The sequence below is a fragment of the Terriglobus sp. TAA 43 genome (genome assembly GCF_000800015.1).
GTDB lineage: Bacteria > Acidobacteriota > Terriglobia > Terriglobales > Acidobacteriaceae > Terriglobus.
This window is the reverse complement of the sequence record NZ_JUGR01000002.1, coordinates 60,668-79,840: the sequence shown is the minus strand read 5'-3', so window position 1 is coordinate 79,840 and position 19,173 is coordinate 60,668. Positions and strand designations below refer to the sequence as shown.

Genomic DNA, 19,173 nt, shown 5'->3' with positions numbered 1-19,173 from the left:
TTATCGCGTGGCTACCCGGTTTTCCAAAGTTCCAATGCCGTCGATGGTTACTCGGATCACATCTCCGTGGGACAGTGTGAATTCGCCAGGTGGCACAATGCCGGTGCCTGTGAGCAGAAATGCTCCGGTCGGAAAATCGAGTTCACGGTAAAGGTATTGAAGCAGTTCCACCGGATCGCGCTTTAACTCGGCAAGCGTTGTGCTGCCAGTGACAACGGTGTCATTGCCGCGCAGAATCTGCAATGCGATCGTCGTGGAGCGATCAATCGGGCCATCCCACAACAAAATGCAGGGTCCAATGGCGCAACTGCCGTTGTAGACCTTTGCCTGCGGTAGATAGAGCGGATTCTCGCCTTCAATGTCACGCGAGCTCATATCGTTGCCGATGGTCAGGCCGATGAGTTTGCCCTTGTTATTTGCCACCAGCGTCAACTCGGGTTCGGGGATCGACCACGTGGCATCGCGGCGGATACGGACTTCGCCGCCCGGATGCACCACGCGCCAGGGCGATGCCTTGAAGAACAGCTCTGGCCGTTCTGCAATGTAGACACGGTCGTAGAAATCACCACCGCCCGCGGCCTGGCTCTCTTCCATGCGCGCATTGCGGCTGCGATAGTACGTTACACCGGAGGCCCAAACTTCCTGCGATGTTACGGGTGTCAGCACGTCGCTTGTGATGGTTTCGGCGTTGCCTTTGGCGGCGTTGACTGCGGCAATCACGTCTTCGCTGTTGACCAGGGCATCCCAATCGGTTGCGTTCACGCGGTGGGTGGCGCCATTGTCGTCCACGAAGATGCCTGTGGTGGTTCGGTAGAGCTTCACGGTGTTACTCCTTCAGTGCGGCTTTCGCGCCGCGTGCAAGCTGGGTTATGACGGCATCCGCATCATAGACGCAACCACCCCACACTCCGCCACTGGCCTGCACCAGCGCGGCCCATAGTCGTGTGTCGTTGGTCATTGCGGGATGTGGATGCAGGTCGTCGCGCAGGCTTCGTATCGCCAGTCGACGCGCACCTTCCTCTGCGGAGAATGTGTCACCGTTCTCGCCCACCAGGTCGACCTCTGCGTGAAGCGTTGTGCGGTTCACGGTGATGTGAATGGTATCGCCCTCACGCACTTTTCCGATGGGTCCACCAGCAAGCGCCTCGGGTGAGATGTGGCCGATGCAGGCTCCCGTCGATACACCGGAGAAGCGCGCGTCGGTGAGCACCGCGACATGTTTGCAGAAGGGCAGGTTCTTGAGTGCAGACGTTACCTGATACACCTCCTGCATGCCCGCGCCCATCGGGCCGCCGCAGATCATCACCATCACGTCGCCATGTGAAACTTCGCCTGCCTTGATGGCGTGGATCGCATCCTCTTCGGTGAGGAAGACGCGCGCTGGGCCAGTGTGGCGATAGACGCCATCGGCATCGATGAGGCTGGGATCGATCGACGTGCTCTTGATCACCGATCCTTCCGGTGCAAGGTTGCCGACAGGGAAACTTACAGTGGAGGTCAGGCCGCGAGCACGCGCGCCATCCGGAGAGAAGATGACGTTGTCTGGATCGATGCCGTCCACGTCTTGCAGGCGTTGTCGCATGCCGCGACGACGCTCACTCTGCTCCCACCAATCCAGGTTGGCATCCAGCGTTTCGCCTGTGACGGTGTGGACGGAGGTATCGAGTAGACCTGCACGACGCAGATGCAGCATGACTTCAGGAACACCACCTGCCAGGAAGACCTGCACGGTTGCATACCCCACGGGTCCGTTGGGCAGAGCATCTACGAGGCGGGGGATCGCGCGGTTCACGGCGATCCAATCCTCCGTCGTGGGGCGGCTTAGACCCGCAGCGTGTGCGATCGCAGGGATGTGCAGAAGCAGGTTTGTCGAGCCGCCGAAGGCCGCATGTACCACCATCGCGTTGCGGATGGCAGCGTCCGTAAGAACGTCGCGCGTGCCGATGCTCAACTGCGTCATGCGCAGTATGGCTTCTGCTGACTGCGCTGCTGCACGCAGCCATACCTGCTGACCTGACGGGGCAAGTGCACTGTGTGGCAGCGAGAGTCCCAAGGCCTCACCCACCACTTGCGATGTCGCTGCGGTGCCCAGGAACTGGCACCCACCGCCGGGTGACGCGCACGCACGGCAGCCCATCTCTGCGGCCATCTCCAGACTTATCTGTCCTTGCGAATAGCGGGCGCCGATCGTTTGTACTTTGCCCGCATCCTCGCCGCTCTCCGGCAGTAGCGTGACGCCGCCGGGAACGAGGACGCTGGGATACTCGCCGGACGAGGCTAACGCCATCATCATGGCGGGCAGCCCCTTGTCGCAGGTCGCAACGCCGATGACACCGCGCCGCGTAGGCAGTGATCGCATCAGCCTGCGCAGCACCATCGCTGCGTCGTTGCGGTAGGGTAGCGAGTCGAGCATTCCCGCGGTGCCTTGCGTACGGCCGTCACATGGATCAGTGCATGCTCCGGCAAACGGGATCGCGTGACGATCTCGGAGAGTGCGTGCGGCTTCCGCCACCAGCAATCCCACTTCCCAGTGGCCCGTGTGGAAGCCCAGCGCGATGGGCGTTCCATCCGCTGCGCGGAGACCACCGTGGGTGCTCAGGATGAGGTATTCCGGGTCGCGCAGACGTGCGGGGTCCCATCCCATGCCGGCGTTCTGCGAAAGCCCGAACAGGTTGCCGGAAGGTTGCTGAAGCAACATCTCCGGCGTGATGGGAAGCGCCCCCTGCGGCCCGGCGTCGTGGGTGCGGAGTGTTTGCCAATCGTTTCCGCCGTCCAACAACTGCTGCAGTGTCATTACGTCTCCCTGTGTGCGGATTGCGACGGGATTATCGTACCTGCCAGGATGCGCCGATGGCGAAAGGCAGGCGACCGGACTCAGGAAGTCGTTGACACGCGACTGCATGTCCGCAGAGACTGCGGGGCGATGGTTAATCGTTCAACTTCGCGTGTTCAGCGCATGTTCTGCCCATTTCGAATGCCAGTTGGTTTTGGGTTACTTCTGCTTGTGCTGTGGTCTGTGCCGCTTGCGGGACAGCGGGCCTCATCGCGGATGGATGAGCTTGATTTGGCGTCGGCGATGCAGCCCATCCCCGCTACGGCTGCGTTTCGTGACCCGGGATATTTTGTGTGGTGCGGGACAATGGTGCGCGGTGAAGATGGGCAGTATCACCTCTATTACTCGCGCTGGAAGATTGCGACTGGATTTGAGAGTTGGGTGACAGCTTCTGAGGTCGCACATGCGGTTGGAACTTCGCCGACGGGACCGTTTGCGTTTCATGATGTTGCGTTGCCACCACGCGATCCGCATCTGTGGGACGGCATGGTTACGCACAATCCGACGGTGCAGAAATTTGGGAAGAAGTACTACCTGTACTACACAGGAAATACAGGTGATGGCGTGATTCTGCCCACGTTGAACTGGACACATCGCAATCACAATCGTGTAGGAGTGGCTGCTGCTGACAATCCGAATGGGCCGTGGCAGCGTTTGGATCATCCGCTGATTGATGTGAGCGCGGATGCGTCTGCACCCGACTCGCTTTCCATTTCGAATCCGAGCCTGACGCAGGGGAAGGATGGCACGTTCTATCTGTTGTACAAGGCAGTGGGGCAACAGAAACCGTTGCCGTTTGGCGGACCGGTCGTTCATCTGATGGCAACTTCGAAGTCTCCTACAGGTCCCTTTCAGAAAGACCTGACGCCGATGTTCACCATTGCTGGAAATAACTTTCCGTTTGAGGATCCCTACTTCTGGTTTGATCGCCAGCGCAATCGTTACTTCGTGATCATGAAGGACAACAAGGGAGCAGTTTCGGGAACAGGCCGCTCGTCGCTGGTTCTATATGAATCAGTGGATGCCAAGGACTGGAAAGCAGCGAAGCATCTGTTGGTGTCTGACCTGGTTCTGCACTGGAAAGATCGAGCTCCGCAAACGGTTGCACGGATGGAACGACCGCAGATCCTCTTCGATGAACGCGGCAGGGCGCAGGTATTGCTCGTGGCAATTTATGAGGATTCAAAGACCACCTATAACGTTCGGATTCCACTGAAGACCGAACCATAATCCCCGGTTGGCGACTTAGTAAATTTTGGCCCAAATTGGGAATCAGGTGAGGATTCGCCCGCTGACCCAGAGAAAACTGGGAAACGCCGTGTAATCTGAGTGGCACTACCCGAACAGGAAGGGATGGAGACAAGGCTCTATGACAGCCCCCAAGCCAAAGACTGCCTCCAGTCTTACAGAACACGCACATCAGAGCATTAAGCGTCACATCCTGAGCAGTGATATGACACGAGGAGAACGGCTTACAGAGGAGTTTTTCGCGCGCGAGTTGGGCATCAGCAAAAGCCCTGTGCGTGAAGCCATGAATTCTCTCGAACGCGAGGGCTTGCTAAGGATTGAGCCGAGGCGGGGTGCGTTTGTCAGAACGTTTTCTGAACGGGAGATTGCGGACTTGTATACCGTGCGCGAGATTCTGGAAGTGTATGCGGCGACACATGCAGACCTGACGGAAGAGTTTGTTGACGGGCTGCGTGCCAGCGTGAAGCGGACAAAGGAAATTCTGCAGCGCGATGACAAGGCTGCGCACATTGAAGAAGACATTGCGTTTCATGCCCGGATTGTGGAGGCGGCGGGGAATCCAGAATTGACCCGCGTTCATGCCAACATTCAGGAAAAGTTGTGGCTATGCCGCTGCCACACGTATCAGATCACTTCGACGGACACACCCAAAGCGCACGGAGAGATTGCAGAACGTTTTGCTACAGGTGACCGCGCAGGAGCCGTGGAGGCCGTGCGCGGTCACATACAGTTTGTGTCGAAGGCGCTGCAGCGAGCGCAGTTAGCGTCGTAACTACAGGCCGATAGCAGCGCGGACTTCCACCATGGTGGCTTCCGCGAAGTGGCGGGCTCGCTGTGCGCCCGATGCGAGGATCTCCGTCACCAGTTGCGGTTGCGCTTCGTAGTGAGCGCGGCGTTCGCGGATGGGTTCAATCTCGCGCAGGATGCTATCGGCAGCCCATCCTTTGCACTCAATGCAACCGATGGACGCGCTGCGGCAACCTTCGTAGACCTTCGCCATTGTCTCGGGTGTCGAGAAGACTTTGTGCAGATCGCCAACGGGGCACACGTCAGGATTTCCGGGATCTGTACGGCGAACGCGTGCGGGATCGGTGACCATGCCCTTCAGCTTCTTGCGTACGTCGTCTGCAGGTTCGGTTAGACCCAGCGTGTTGCCATAGCTCTTGCTCATCTTGCGGCCGTCGAGACCGGGGAGCTTAGGCGAAGGCGTGAGGAGAACTTTCGGTTCAGGAAGAATCTGGCGTTCGAGAACGTTTTCGCTGATCTCAGCCTTCATCAACTCCTTGTCGGATTCTGCCGCTGCCACTTCGGGCGTGGTGGCTGAGCCGTAGAGTTGATTGAATCGACGCGCTACTTCGCGCGTGAGTTCCACGTGCGAAACCTGATCCTGTCCAACGGGAACAAAATCCGGCTTGTACAGCAGAATGTCTGCCGATTGCAGAAGGGGATAGCCGAGGAAACCGAAGGTGGCCAGGTCCTTCTCGCGAAGCTGTTCCTGCTGATCCTTGTATGTGGGCACGCGTTCCAGCCAGCCGAGCGGAGTGAACATGCCGAAGAGCGTGTTCAGTTCGCTATGCTGCGGCACGTCGCTCTGTTTGAAGATGGTGCAGCGTTCGGGATCAAGGCCCGCACCCAGAAAGTCGAGTGCGACTTCACGCGACTTGGCGCCGACGTTGCCGGGGTTGGCATAGTCGGTGGTCAGAGCGTGAATATCTGCAATGAAGAAGTAGCAGTCGTACTGCTCCTGCAGACGCACCCAGTTGTACAGGGCACCCATGTAGTTGCCCAGGTGAAGACGCCCGGTGGGGCGCATGCCGCTCAGGACGCGACGCTTGCTCAGTTGTTCGGTCATTCCTCTTTGAGGATAGCTGAAACTGCGTCGTTTCAGAGATGCATCAGGCCAGCACGATCAGATGATCGAAGATGGAGAGTACCGGCATGTAGAACCAGCCGAGGATGGGTGTACGGATGAGTACCAGAAATACGACAATGCTGATAATGCCGGTCATGCTGTCGTAGCGCTGCTGGATGTTGTATGGCAGGAAATTACGCAGAATATGCGAGCCATCCAGCGGTGGAATGGGAACCAGGTTGAAGATGGCCAGCACGATATTGATGACGACCGAGCAGTAAAACAGAAGCGCCAGTGGATAGATCACCGAAGTGCCCGAGAGAGAGGCGTCGACCAGTCCATGGCGGAAGTCAACCGCATTGAACACGGCGTCCGTTCCGTTTTTGAAGATGTGCTTGATGGCCAGCAGCAGGATGAGCGAAACGATGGCCAGCAGCAGGTTCGATGCGGGACCGGCAAGGGTGACCAGCATGTCGTCGCGCTTGATGTTACGGAGATTGCGCGTGGTGACAGGCGTCGGCTTGGCCCAGCCGAGAAGCGGCATGTGGGTGAAAGCAGAGAGCAACGGCAGCACCACGGAACCAATTGGATCGAGATGCTTGATGGGGTTGAGCGTGACGCGACCCATCATGCGCGCTGTCTGGTCGCCAAAGTAGGAGGCCGTCCACGCGTGTGCAAATTCGTGGAAGGTAAAGGCGAAGATCAACGCCACAAATTCAAAGAGGACGAGTGCGGTTTCCTGGCTCATTCCATGCCGATGTTAGCATTCCCGGCCGGCAAAATATTCTTTGCCAAAGTGGACGGGCTGGTGTCTAAAGGAACATGCTTCGGTTCGCTTCTTTCCTTTTTCTGGCCTTGGTCAGCGTTGAGCCTGCTTCCTTTCTCGCACAAGCGATCGTTCCACCGGGAACCATTCAGCTTCCTGTGGGCAAAGGCCCGAAAAGTGATGCTGAGGTTCAGGATGAGTTCCAACGCGCAAAAGCGTTGCGAGAACAAAACAAGCTCAAGGATGCTTTTCCGTTGTTTGAGGACGCGTTGCGACAGCGCCCAGAGAATGGGGTGATTGCGGAAGAGTTTGGTGGTCTAGAAGTTCGATTGGCGGCGCAAGCATCCGGAGAAGAGAAGCAGAGGCATCTGGAACGAGCGCAGACACTCTTTGACCTGGCAGCGAAGAACGGAAACAACTCTCCACATGTGCAGGTCATGCAGGAAGCGATGAGAAACGCGCTTGCGGCAAAGCCTAATTCGGCCTCTGAAACACCAGCCAAGACTGTTCTTAACGAGGCTGAGAAGCATTTCAACCAAGGCGATATGCAGGGTGCGATCGCTTTGTACGACAAGGCTTTGGAACTCAACCCAAACGACTACGAAGCGGCGCTTTTCGAGGGTGATGCGTTCTTCAAGATGAAGCAGCTCGACGCGGCTAAACGTATGTATGCCAAGGCTGTTGCCATTGACCCGAACCGCGATACCGCGTATCGCTTTTGGGGCGATGTCTTGATATCGGAACAAAAGTTTCCCGAAGCGGAAGACAAGATCATCGAGGGGATATTGTGTGAGCCTTATACACGCGCGACCTGGGCTTACCTGGACGGATGGGCGCGTGCTTCCGGTCATACACTGGGCTCTCCACAGATCAAGACACCGGCCGCCCCGTCAACAGACAACAAGAAACCTGGCAGTATTACGATCACTGTCGATCCAGGAACAGACAAAAATCCCGCTGCGGGGGCATGGATGACCTATCAACTTGTCCTCGCAGGTTCCATGATCTCGAAGGATGGAAAACCGGTAAGGCACTCGCTAGAGATTGAGACGACCGCCTTGAGAGCGGTGTTGCAAAGTGCGAAAGAAGCAAAGGTTGTCGACAAAGACCCATCTCTTAAAACGCTTGCGGCCTTAGATAAAGACGGGATGCTGGAAAGTTGGGTATTGCTCAATCACGTGGATGAGGGCATTTCTCATGATTTCCGAGCCTATCGTGATGCTCATCGTGAATTGATGCACGGTTACGTGGCTAAATACATCGTTCATGGCCCATAGCTATTACAGGCGTTCAGGTCATTGAGAGGGCGTTTCTGCCTGGTTTACTGCTTCGTTCAGCAGTTGCTGGAGTTGCTGCGTTGTGGTTAAGGAAACCGGGTCTTGCCAGACGATGCGGACGCAGCTGAAGGGCTTGGGGATGAGGAAGCGGTCCCAGCTTTTCAGCGTCCATGCGCTTTCGGGGTGAAGGTAAAAGCAGGACGCGGTGCTTTCGCTCCGGTTGGCGATGGCGGCTGCGCCTTCCTTGGCGATGTAGTTAGGGCCGCGTGGGCCATCGGCCGTGATGGCGACCTTGTAGCCTTCCGTGCGGGCACGTGTCGCTGCCAGGAGCGCTGCTGCGCCTCCACGCGAGGATGAGCCGCGGATGGGAACGAACCCAAGGCGCTGAACCAGCCTCGCGATCAACTCTCCATCAAAGGAGTCCGAGATCAGGATGCGGATGCCGAGGTGCCGATACCGCCATGCTGCCAGTAGAAGACAGCGGTGCCAGAAGACGTAGACGTCGGGTTCGGTGGGATAGACATCGGCGGGGCGTGCAAGTGGCGTGTAGGTGGTCTGCCACCGCAAGGTAGCGCCCACAAGATGCAAGAGGCCGCTAGCCACGCGTGGAACGATGGCCAGAAGAATTCGTTGTTTTTGGGTGAAGTCCGCCACCGCGATTTATTGTATGTCGATAGCTTGTCGATTCTGTTTTTGACAGGTGACTTCGTTCTGCAACAGGTGTGACATAGACTGTGTCCAGTTATCCCCGGAAACCGTTCATGAAAGATGGCGTTGAGGACAATCAGAAGTCTGAGGCGAGACCGTCTGCGTGGGAGCAGGCGGTGATGGCTGCGGATGTCACCACAGACCTTCGCGAGGTACTGGACAATCTGCCCGACGGCGTTCTGTTCATGGATCGGGACTGGCGCATTACCTATGCCAATGAACTGGGAAAGAAGATCAGCCGACTGCATCCGGAAGACCTGAATGGCCCAACGCACTGGGAGCTGTTTCCGGCATCGGTAGGAACCGACCAGGAACAAAAATACCGTCGCGTGATGGAGCAGCGCGTGATGGAGGAGCTGGAGTTCTTCTATCCGCCGTTCCAGGTCTGGATTCATCTGCGAGCCGTGCCTATTTTCAGTGGCATTGCTGTGATCTTCAGCGATGTGACTGAGCTGCATCAGGCACAGGATGAGGCAGCCAAGCTCACTGTGCAATTGCAGCAGGTGTTTGAAGCGACATCCGACGGCGTTGCCGTGCTGAACCAGGAGTGGCGTTACACGTATTTGAATCGCCGGGCGAAGGAGATTCTGCAGCGCGATGGCAGGGAATTGTTAGGGCAGAACGTTTGGAACATGTTTCCTGAAACGATCTACGAGAAGTCGCCCTACGTTGAGAACCTCTACATCACGATGAACGACAGGATCGCCACGACGTTCGAGGCATATTATCCCGAGCCGCTCAATGGATGGTTTCGCCTGGAGTCGCAGCCGGCGCCGGATGGCGTCGTATTGTTTTTTCGCGACATTACGCGTTCGAAGCAGGCTGAAGCCGCGCTGTTGGCGGAGAAGGCGGAGACAGAGCGACAGAAGGCGGAACTAGAAGCGGTCTATCGAACAGCTCCCGTTGGGCTGTCCCTCTTTGAGCCGAAGGAGTTTCGTTATCTGCGGGTGAATGACCGTCAGAGCGAAGTGGTAGGCATTCCACCGGAACAATTGATTGGCAAGCGGATTGAAGATGTCGTGGTAGACCCTGCTGTCCCCAATCTGTTTCGGGAGCGCGTGTCAAAGGGCGAGTCGATTCGCGACATGCTCTACGAGACGGAGTTGCGAACCCGGCCTGGCGAATTTCGATCTTTCAACGTGAACTACTCGCCGATCATGGATGAGGCGGGTGAGGTGCGTGCGATCAGCGCGGCTGTCCTGGAAGTGACGCAGTTACGCAAGGCGGAGAAGGCGCTGGTGCAGAGTGAGAAGCTGGCAGCGGTAGGACGACTGGCTTCGTCGATCTCTCATGAAATTAATAACCCGCTGGAAGCCGTAACAAATTTGCTGTACCTGGTGCAGGGAGTGGACGGACTGCCGGAAGAGGCTCGTTCCTACCTGTCCCTGGCGCAGGATGAACTTGTGCGGGTCTCGCAGATTGCCACGCAGACACTGCGTTTTCATCGTCAGGCAAATAAGCCAACGCGCGTGACATCGGCGCAGCTGGTGGATGCTGTGCTGAACCTGTTTGCCGGCAGGCTACTGAACAGTGGCATTCATGTGGAGGCCGGATACAGTACGGTGGCTCCGATCCTATGCTTTGAAAACGATATTCGGCAGGTGTTGAATAACCTGATTTCGAACGCGATGGATGCGATGCGAACCGGAGGGCGGCTGTTCGTACGAGCTCACGATGCAGTGAACCCGCAGACGGGTGCAGCGGGCGTGAGAATCTCCGTGGCTGATACCGGTACAGGCATGTCTTCCAGCACACAGCGGCGGTTGTTTGAGCCGTTCTTCACCACCAAGGATTTGAACGGCAACGGGCTTGGGCTTTGGATCTCAAAGCAGATTGTGGATCGGCATCATGGTCGATTGACGCTTCGATCGGCGCAGGGAACGATGTTGCACGGTACGGTATTCGCGTTGTTCCTTCCTTGTGAATCGCCTGAACTTCAGGCCTAGTGCTGCGTTAGCATGATGCTTGTGCTGCATGAGGAGGCGGCTGGCCCAACTATGGATCTGACGCCGATTCCATGCTGCACTCTGGTCGTGCCCTGCTATAACGAAGAGCTTCGTTTTTACGCGGACGCGTTTGCTGCATTTCTTGCGACGCAGCCCGATGTGCATTTTTTGTTTGTCAACGACGGCAGCAGCGATGGCACGCTGGCGCGTTTGCAGGCTTTCTGCGCAGAGCATCCGGGACAAACTTCCTTGCTGGATATTCAGCCGAATGGCGGTAAGGCCGAAGCCGTTCGCAAAGGCATGTTGCACGCCATGGAGACGGTGCCCGGAAACACCGTGGGCTTCTGGGATGCAGATCTGGCAACGCCGCTGGATGCCTATCCAGAGTTTCGCGAAGTGCTGGAAACGCGGCCCGAAGTCGAGATGGTATTTGGAGCCCGCATTCGACTGCTGGGGCGGCATGTTGCCCGCAATCCCATGCGGCACTATGCAGGACGCGTCTTCGCAACGACGGTGTCGATCATGCTGAAACTGGCTATCTACGATTCGCAGTGCGGCGCGAAGGTGTTCCGCGCTACACCGCGATTGGAGCAGGTGCTGCGGCAACCCTTTGTGTCGCGATGGATCTTCGACGTGGAGATACTGGCTCGGTTCCTGAACTCGTGGCGAGCAGAGGGGCTGAACCCGGATGGACGCATCTACGAACTGCCATTGCAGACGTGGATCGACGTACCGGGTTCGAAAGTGAAATTGAACGACTTTATCCGTTCCTTCACCGACCTACTACGTATCCGTCAGAACTTTCCCAGTCGCTAGTGATTCGCGGCTACGGGAACAAGTTTGTGTGACGGCTTGTCGCTAGCGATGACACCGTCGCGGATGGTGACAACGCGGTTCGCGTGTTCTGCGATATCCGGCTCATGCGTCACAAGCACAATGGTGTTGCCCTGGCGATGTAGTTCCTCGAAGAGATTCATGATCTCGATGGAGGTCTTCGAATCAAGGTTGCCGGTGGGTTCGTCGGCAAGGATGATGGAAGGGCTGTTGACCAGGGCTCGTGCAATGGCCACGCGCTGGCGCTGACCGCCGGACATCTCATTGGGCTTGTGATCCATGCGGGTACCAAGGCCAACGGATTCCAGCACAAACTTCGCGCGTTCAATGCGCTCTGCGGCGGGCGTGCCGTTGTAGATCAACGGCAGTTCCACGTTGTGCAGGGCGGATGCGCGTGCCAGCAGGTTGAATGTCTGGAAGACGAAGCCGATTTCCTTATTGCGAATGCGGGCCAGTTCGTCATCTGTGAGACGCGAAACGTCATGACCGTTCAGGCAATAGGAGCCTTGCGACGGTGAATCAAGACAGCCGATGAGATTCATCAGCGTGCTCTTGCCGGAGCCGGACGGACCCATGATGGCGGTGTATTCGTTTCGCTGGATTCGCAGGTTGACGCCACGCAATGCGTGTACCTCCTGCTCGCCCATGATGTAGGTTTTCCAGAGGTCGTTGGTGACGATCACATCATTCGGATCGCACGTTACGCCGGAATTTGCTACTGAACCCATAGTGTCCTTCAGTGTAATGCTCAGGAGCTCTTGGCTTCGTTGCCGGAGCTGTTGTCGCGCTTGATGGCTGTGCCGCTGGTGAGCTCTCTTAGAACCTTGTAACGGCCAGTGATGACTTCGTCGCCCGGCTTGAGGCCACTGAGTACTTCAATGTCTGTCAGAGCGGTGATGCCGGTCTTGATGGGCGTGAAGTAAGCGCGGAGCTTGCCGTCCTGATTACGCAGAACGTAGACGCCCTGGACCTTGGGCGCGGCCTTAGATGCTTCCGTTGACGCTGCCTCGCCGGAAGTCTCCGCTGGTTTCCCATGGTTCTTGGCCAGCGCAGCCTCTGCAGCCGTATCGCGAGAAACGAGGGCTTGCAGCGGTAGAACGGTGGCCTGCGTGACGGTGGCAGTGCTGATCTTCGCGGTGGCAGAAAGACCGGGACGAAGCTCCTCGTTGTTCTGGCCGTCGATATTGTCGAGGGTAACGACGATCTTGAAGTCCTTGGCTTCTTCCGTACCGGTCGTGGACTGCGAGGTGGCAATGCCGGTGGTGCGCAACAACGCCTGGTCGCCCACTTCGGTGACGTGACCCTTGAAGACCTTGCCGGGCAGGGCATCGACTGTGACGTCTACGGCCTGACCGTTTTTCACGAAGACAACATCCGTTTCGTCAACCTTGACTTCGGCTGTGACGACAGACATGTCGGCGACGGTCATCAGCGTGGAACCAAGGGCGTTTTGGATGCCGGTGACCATCGTCTCGCCTTCGCGGACGGGGACGTTGGTGACCAGGCCGTCAAATGGCGCGCGTGAGATGGTGCGGTCGAGCTGGTCGTAGTTCACGCGCTGCGAGGCTACCTGCTGGTTCACATGGCTGACGGCCGAAGTCGTTTGCGCCTTCGACTGCGCGAGCGAAGCCTCACGCTGTTGCACCGTGGCAGAGCTGACATCGTAAGCTGCCTTTTTCGCGTCGTAGTCCTGTTTTGCGATCAGCTTCGCGTCGTAAAGCTGCTGCGCACGATCCATGTCGAACTTTTTCTGCACGAGATCGGCCTTCGCCTGGACGAGGTTGGCTTCGGCAGTCTTCTCCGCGGCGGTGTAACTGTTGACATCAGTCTTCATGGAGGCGATGTTCGCCGCCTGGGCGGCGACTGTGGCCGCTGGCTGAACGCTTTCAATGGTGGCGAGCGTCTGGCCCTTCTTGATGTGATCGCCCTCCTGCACGTAGAGGCGGGTGATACGACCGAAGGCAGTGGCGCCGATATTTACGTAGTTCTTCGGCTTGATCTGACCTGTGCCGGTGACTACGGAAGTCAGGTCCTGCCGAGTGACTTTGGCTGTGGTGACGGCGGTAACGCCGGACCGGCTGTGGTAAATGGTTCCTCCGATGATGGCAGCGAGGAGGATGACGCCAAGAACAATCAACAGGACTTTTTTCATAGAGATTCGTCTATCCGTCAGCAAACGGTTTCAGCACGGATACGGATGGATTCGCGGGAAGGTTCCCTGAATTACACCCTGGAATTGCGCTGGGTAGTGGTTCGGACCGGTCGCGGAACCATCATAGCAGTCGTAAATTGACGCGGTAGCACCGATTCGGGGACGGCTTTGAGAGCATCCAATGCGTCGCTTGCCCCGCTGGTGCTAGGTCTTTACAATACAGTTACCCGAAATATCGTTCGGGTTGGCGGAGCAGCAACAGCATGAGCAAGGCAGTCTGGCAGGGAAAGATCGGTGCAGTGGCGCTGATCTGTGGATGGATGGTAATGACCGGAAGCGCTCACGCGCAGACCTCGACCCCGCCTGATTCGCAACAACAGCAGCAGGAAGCTGTCCCCTCCGTGAACAAGAGCACGCCGCCGGAAGAGCGACCGGACCCGATGAAGCGCCGTCTTTCTGACCGCGAACGCGTGCAGCAGCAGAAATATCTTAAGAACGAATTGAAGCCGGACGGCACCTGGAAGAAGTGGCTGGACCAGGACGTGGTGTGGATCATCACGGACCAGGAAATGCAGGCGTTCAAGCAGTTGAAGAACGACGAAGAGCGCGAAAATTTCGTCGAAAATTTCTGGCTACGTCGCAATCCAAACCCGGATTCGCCAGAGAACGAGTACAAGGACGAGCACTATCGCCGCATTGCCTACGCGAACGAGCATTTCGCAGCGGGTAAGCCAGGCTGGAAGACCGATCGCGGCCATATCTACATTGCTTTCGGCAAGCCGGATTCCACGGATACACACCCTTCGGGTGGCACATACCAGCGTCCGATTGAAGAAGGTGGCGGTACCACATCGACCTTCCCATTTGAGACGTGGCACTACCGCTACATCGAGGGCATCGGCGACAACATTGATCTGGAATTTGTCGATACCTGCCAATGCAACGATTACCACTTGACCATTGACCGTTCTGAAAAGGACGCGTTGAAGTATGTGTCCGGTGCGGGTTCCACGCTGTATGAGCAGATGGGTATTGCCAAGCGCGAAGACCGTATGAACAACGGCCTGGAACAGCTTGGCAACGGCCCGATGGCGACCTCGCAGCAGTCGAAGCAGTTTGACCGCATTAACCTGTACGCCAAGATCATGGCTGCGCCGCCTATCAAGTTCAAGGACATGGAGCACTACCTGACCACGTCTGAAATTCTGAAGGGACCGCCGTTCCTGTTCGACGTCCGCACGGACTATGTGAAGGTCACGAACGACACCGTTCTGGTGCCGGTGACTCTCCAGATCCGCAATAAGGACATGACGTTCAACACCAAGGAAGGCGTATCCACCGCGACCGTGAACATTCTGGGCCAGGTGTCGAACATCAACCACCGTGTGGTGCAGACGTTTGAAGACACGGTAAATGTGCAGGTGCCCAGTGAATTCCTGACGAAGACGCAGGAGCAGCGCCAGCTCTACTGGAAGGCTTTGCCGCTGCGTCCGGGCATGTACAAGGTCGACATCGTCATTAAGGACGTGAACAACCCCGACCATGTAGGTACGTGGAAGCGGTCTGTGAACGTTCCGAAGTATGACGACGACCATCTGTCGGCATCTTCTCTGATTCTGGCTTCCAGCATGACGCGCGTGCCGTCGAAGGAAATCGGCGCTGGCTCGTTCGTAATCGGCAATACCAAGGTGATGCCGAGCGTGACCACGGGACCTGGCGTTCCGGCTACGTTCAAGAAAGCCAGCAACCTGAACTTCTGGATGCAGGTGTACAACCTGGGTATTGACGATAAGAGCAAGCAGAACAACGCGGAAATCCAGTACCAGGTGACCAACCTGGACACGAACAAGCAGGTTTTGGACACCACAGAGTCCACCGTGAAGACCAATCCGAACGCCGACCAGGTAACTCTGGAAAAGAGCCTCCCGCTGGGAAGCCTGGCACCCGGAAAGTACCAACTCGCCATCAAAGTGAATGATGGCATTTCGAAACAGCAGATTTCGCAGACAGCGAACTTTGTTGTGGAGTAAACTGCTGGGCAGACTGGTTCGCCAGGATACGGCTTCGGCTGGTAAGTGCATCGGACGGATTCCGTAAATGGGAATCCCGTTCTTGGGGACGAGATTCGGCAAGACAAGACATGGCCGCTCACCCGCAGGTATTTCGTTTTCCCGGGTTCGCACGATGAGAATTTTCCGGGTGAGGCTGATACGCAGAGAAGGCACACCTACGCAGTGAAGCAGTCGACGTTGCAATCCGGAATGCTCCTTACGCTGGCAGCGCTGGCGTGTTCGCCCTTGGCGGATGCGCAGTCGCGGCGCGTGGTGGATGCGGCAGGAAGCGGACTGCTAACCGGCGTGATCCGCGACGCGGAAGGCGTTCCACAGATGGGTGCGCTCGTGGAGGTGATCCTGCCGGACACCGGTTTGGTGGCCTCTGCCGTGACCGATACACGCGGACGCTACCGGTTGAATCTGCGCCCGGGACAATACAACATCAAAGCAACCGCGGCATTGCTGATGCCTGCGGTTCGTCACCATCTGGTGTTGGCACGCGGTGGGCGCACTGTTGTTGACATGACATTGTCTACGTTGCTGGCTCCCAGCGGCTGGATTCCTGCGTCGCGTCGCACCGTGAATGAACCGAGCGATGACTGGATGTGGACGTTGCGTTCCTCGGCCAGCCGCCCCATGCTGCGATATGCGGATGAGAAGACCTACACAGTCGATACAGAGGACGGCGGCCAGTTAAGCGTCTCCTCGAGCCAGCAGGAAAGCCGCCGTGGAGCAACGGGCGGCAGCGTTTCGTTGAAGGCCAGCGATGGTGGATTTGGACGCGGCGGCAGCCACCAAGTGCTGGTTCTGACACGTGTCGATGAACACGGCAGCGGCTCTGTTATGCGTGCTGATCTGTCCGGACCAAGGACGCCCTATCCCGTCTCTCCATCCGCTGATGTGAGCGTTGGGTTTCAACGCCGCACCATCCTGAACGGATATGCACGCACGGTTCTGAGCTATAGCGGCCATCCGGAATTGACTTCCGGTGTGGGACAGACCGGCTTGCAGGGAGCAGTGCTTCGTTCCGCGGAACGGATGGAGCTGGGCGACATGATCCGCGTGGACGTAGGATCCGTTCTACGCGAAGTGAATCTTAGCGGGAATGCGGTGGCTATGGAGCCGTTCCTGCGAGTGCAGGCGCATGGTCCCGGTGGCCTCATACTTGCCTACGGAATGACGCGGTCGCGCGGTACAGAATCGATTGAAGATCTGGATCGTGTCCAGGCTCCGCTTCCGGTTGCCGTGATACGCAAAGGGCATCTCCGCATGGAGACGGGAAGCCATCACGCGATATCCGCTGCAAAGAAGATTCGCGGCGAAGGTGTGATTGAGGTGGCGCTGTATCAGGATTCACTGCAGAATCCATTGATCAGTGGCACGGGAACACTGGCTGTTGCTGAGATTCCTGCAGAAGGTTTTATTGCAGACCCAACGACCGGAACCTATCGTGCGGCAGGTAGAGATTATTCCAGCAACGGAGTGCGTGTTTCGTTCCGCCAGCCTGTGACACACAGCTTGAGCCTTGGAGCAGAAGTCGCTACAGGACGTGCTTTGCGCGCAGCCTTTGTGCAACAGCAGGGAAGTTTGAACGACGTCCTCGCAGGGCTTTCGCCGGATCGCATGTATGCCGGAACAGCTTTTGCAGATGGAAAGATTCTGCGCACGGGAACAACACTGCGCGCGTCTTATCGCTGGCAGCCAGCGCGGACATTGACGGCTGTAGATGCTTATCGCGTCAGTGATGATGGAGCCTATCTCTCGTGCTCCGTGCGCCAATCACTGGGACGTTTGCCGGGATTGCCGCAGGGATTGGAAGCAGTCGTCGATCTACAGAATTTGTTAGCGGAAGGCTATCAACCGTACCTCTCCACGGACGGACAGACGCTTTATTTAGCGCAGACACCGCGTGCTTTGCAGGCCGGGCTGACGTTCACCTTCTAAGATGTTTTCCTCATTTGTGAACGCTTTGAGGCATGCCCCAGTGTGTGCTATAGTTACGAAGTAACGCAGCTGTGACGGAGCTCTCCGCTCCCTGCCGGTTTTTTCTTCGGTACGTTCTCAGCGTGTTCCCAACCTGGACGCGTAGCTCAACTGGCAGAGCATTCGACTCTTAATCGACAGGTTGTAGGTTCGATTCCTACCGCGTCCACCATTCAATCAACAACTTAAGAAATTCTGCGCTCCTTTTGTCCCAAAGGTAATATTGGAGACGCTTCTAGCTGCTGTTGTCATCTCATCCGTGACGACATATCCGAAGACGTTGAAAGTTGTGCGGACATCCGTATGACGCATGAGTTTCTGTTGAACGGTGACCTTCGCACCAACCGCTTCGAGCCAATGCATATTCCATGCAAGGTTGTTCTGGACACTAGACGATCGCAGTCTAGTGGATACCTATGCAGACTCAAGAAGGGATTCCCGATTCCTGTCTCTTGGATTCGATCGCCTGGAGCAGTTTGTCCCACGACTCAGTAAATGATCGCGCACCCTGCGATTGAAGATCTGAGGCAAGTTGCACCAGATCAACTCCGGCTTTTCGAAAGTCGGCCAGAACAACTTCACAGTCTCCTCCATCGCGCGGAATGGCTCGAGTCACTCTGCCGTGATCACGGAATGCTGCCAAGGTCTTTTCAGGTATCGTGTCGATCGTGTTTGGCGCCGCCAAAGCTTCGACATATAGAACATCCGATGCGTTAGGATCCTTCGTGCCGGTACTTGCGAACAGAAGTTTCTGAGGGCGGGCTCCAAAATTGGCCAACCGTTGCCACCGGTCGGACTCAAGGATATCCCGATAGGCTTTGTAAACCTGTCGACCAATTGCGATACCGAGAGTATTCCGTAATTGAGTCGGAACCCTGTCCATTGTTGCTGCGTCCCAGCGGCTAAGGAAGACCGAAGCCACCGAGTGAACTTCGAGACTCTCTCCGGCGGTCACACGCCGCTCAAGCGCGCGCAGATAAGCCTCTGCCGATGCGAGGTACTGTTCGCGGGAAAACAGAAGAGTGACGTTGATCGGTATGCCAGCAACAATAGACTCCTCAATCGCCGCATTTCCTTCTTTCGTTCCAGGTATTTTGATGAAGAGGTTGGGTCTGTTCGCCATGCCGTGTAGCTTTTTTGCCGCATCTACAGAACCTTTGGAGTCATAAGCTAGGAGGGGCGAGACTTCGAGCGAGACAAAGCCGTCGACGCCAGCAGTCTGGCGATGAGTTGTAGAGAAGAGGTCGGCGGCTCGTGTGAGATCCTGCAACGCGAGTTCGAAAAACAGGTCCTCACCCGAAAGACCTTCAGACAAGAGCTTGCCGATCTCCGAGTCGTAGGAAGTACTCTTTGAAATCGCTTGCTCAAAGATCGTGGGGTTTGACGTTAGCCCTGTAATCGACCATTCGTCGATGTAACGTTTCAGTGTGCCGCTCTGGATCAAATCACGCGTAATGTTGTCGAGCCATAAGCTTTGTCCTAGATTGTGGAGTTCTTCTGTCCCGCTCATTTGCCCTCCT

At 56.9% G+C, this 19,173-nt stretch carries 15 protein-coding genes and 1 tRNA gene; 8 read left to right on the top strand and 8 right to left on the bottom strand.

Annotated elements, in window-relative coordinates; genetic code table 11:
- Positions 1–822: a fumarylacetoacetate hydrolase family protein gene (locus M504_RS14965; RefSeq protein WP_047495229.1), complete on the bottom strand. Its 822-nt coding sequence runs from the start codon at positions 820–822 to the stop codon at positions 1–3.
- A 4-nt stretch (positions 823–826) separates the two neighbouring features.
- Positions 827–2,902 carry a YjhG/YagF family D-xylonate dehydratase gene (locus tag M504_RS14960; RefSeq protein WP_304413297.1) on the bottom strand — a complete coding sequence of 692 codons (2,076 nt, stop codon included), beginning with the start codon at positions 2,900–2,902 and terminating at the stop codon, positions 827–829.
- 21 nt (positions 2,903–2,923) lie between these two features.
- Between M504_RS14960 and M504_RS14955 the strand changes: the two genes are divergently transcribed.
- Together M504_RS14955 and M504_RS14950 are read left to right on the top strand one after the other, a co-directional pair.
- Positions 2,924–4,063, top strand: coding sequence for a glycoside hydrolase family protein (locus tag M504_RS14955; protein ID WP_198137646.1), 1,140 nt, complete (start codon positions 2,924–2,926; stop codon positions 4,061–4,063).
- Between the two features lie 139 nt (positions 4,064–4,202).
- Positions 4,203–4,853 (top strand): GntR family transcriptional regulator, encoded by a 651-nt coding sequence (locus tag M504_RS14950; RefSeq protein WP_047495227.1) that lies wholly within the window; start codon positions 4,203–4,205, stop codon positions 4,851–4,853.
- On the opposite strand, the gene trpS is transcribed toward M504_RS14950, so the two are convergent.
- Together trpS and M504_RS14940 are read right to left on the bottom strand one after the other, a co-directional pair.
- Complete coding sequence (gene trpS, locus M504_RS14945) at positions 4,854–5,933, bottom strand: tryptophan--tRNA ligase (RefSeq protein WP_047495224.1); 1,080 nt, start codon at positions 5,931–5,933, stop codon at positions 4,854–4,856.
- A gap of 43 nt (positions 5,934–5,976) precedes the next feature.
- Positions 5,977–6,681 (bottom strand): site-2 protease family protein, encoded by a 705-nt coding sequence (locus M504_RS14940; RefSeq protein WP_047495222.1) that lies wholly within the window; start codon positions 6,679–6,681, stop codon positions 5,977–5,979.
- 74 nt (positions 6,682–6,755) lie between these two features.
- Between M504_RS14940 and M504_RS14935 the strand changes: the two genes are divergently transcribed.
- Positions 6,756–7,976 carry a tetratricopeptide repeat protein gene (locus M504_RS14935; protein ID WP_047495219.1) on the top strand — a complete coding sequence of 407 codons (1,221 nt, stop codon included), beginning with the start codon at positions 6,756–6,758 and terminating at the stop codon, positions 7,974–7,976.
- A gap of 18 nt (positions 7,977–7,994) precedes the next feature.
- On the opposite strand, the gene M504_RS14930 is transcribed toward M504_RS14935, so the two are convergent.
- A complete protein-coding gene (locus tag M504_RS14930; RefSeq protein ID WP_047495216.1) occupies positions 7,995–8,630 on the bottom strand; it encodes a lysophospholipid acyltransferase family protein in 636 nt (211 codons plus the stop codon).
- 107 nt (positions 8,631–8,737) lie between these two features.
- On the opposite strand from M504_RS14930, the gene M504_RS14925 reads away from it, so the two are divergent.
- Together M504_RS14925 and M504_RS14920 are read left to right on the top strand one after the other, a co-directional pair.
- Positions 8,738–10,630 carry a PAS domain-containing protein gene (locus M504_RS14925; RefSeq protein WP_052200881.1) on the top strand — a complete coding sequence of 631 codons (1,893 nt, stop codon included), beginning with the start codon at positions 8,738–8,740 and terminating at the stop codon, positions 10,628–10,630.
- 51 nt (positions 10,631–10,681) lie between these two features.
- Positions 10,682–11,446 (top strand): glycosyltransferase, encoded by a 765-nt coding sequence (locus M504_RS14920; RefSeq protein WP_047495213.1) that lies wholly within the window; start codon positions 10,682–10,684, stop codon positions 11,444–11,446.
- Here the strand turns inward: M504_RS14920 and M504_RS14915 are convergent.
- A complete protein-coding gene (locus M504_RS14915; protein ID WP_047495210.1) occupies positions 11,443–12,192 on the bottom strand; it encodes an ABC transporter ATP-binding protein in 750 nt (249 codons plus the stop codon). The two genes, M504_RS14920 and M504_RS14915, sit on opposite strands and share 4 nt — an antisense overlap.
- 20 nt (positions 12,193–12,212) lie before the next feature.
- Entirely contained in the window at positions 12,213–13,616 is a 1,404-nt protein-coding gene (locus tag M504_RS14910; RefSeq protein ID WP_047495208.1) for an efflux RND transporter periplasmic adaptor subunit, read from the bottom strand.
- A gap of 263 nt (positions 13,617–13,879) precedes the next feature.
- Here M504_RS14910 and M504_RS14905 point away from each other — a divergent pair, with 263 nt between their 5' ends.
- From M504_RS14905 to M504_RS14895, 3 genes are all read left to right on the top strand, one after another.
- On the top strand, positions 13,880–15,646 hold the full coding sequence (locus M504_RS14905) for a GWxTD domain-containing protein (RefSeq protein WP_047495205.1): 1,767 nt from the start codon (positions 13,880–13,882) through the stop codon (positions 15,644–15,646).
- Positions 15,647–15,850: 204 nt separating this feature from the next.
- Complete coding sequence (locus tag M504_RS14900) at positions 15,851–17,614, top strand: carboxypeptidase-like regulatory domain-containing protein (RefSeq protein ID WP_156993888.1); 1,764 nt, start codon at positions 15,851–15,853, stop codon at positions 17,612–17,614.
- 135 nt (positions 17,615–17,749) lie between these two features.
- Positions 17,750–17,825 (top strand) — tRNA-Lys (locus M504_RS14895).
- A 252-nt stretch (positions 17,826–18,077) separates the two neighbouring features.
- Here M504_RS14895 and tal read toward each other — a convergent pair.
- Positions 18,078–19,163, bottom strand: a complete 1,086-nt coding sequence (gene tal / locus M504_RS14890; RefSeq protein ID WP_047495199.1) for a transaldolase — start codon at positions 19,161–19,163, stop codon at positions 18,078–18,080.
- Between the last annotated feature and the right edge of the window lie 10 nt (positions 19,164–19,173).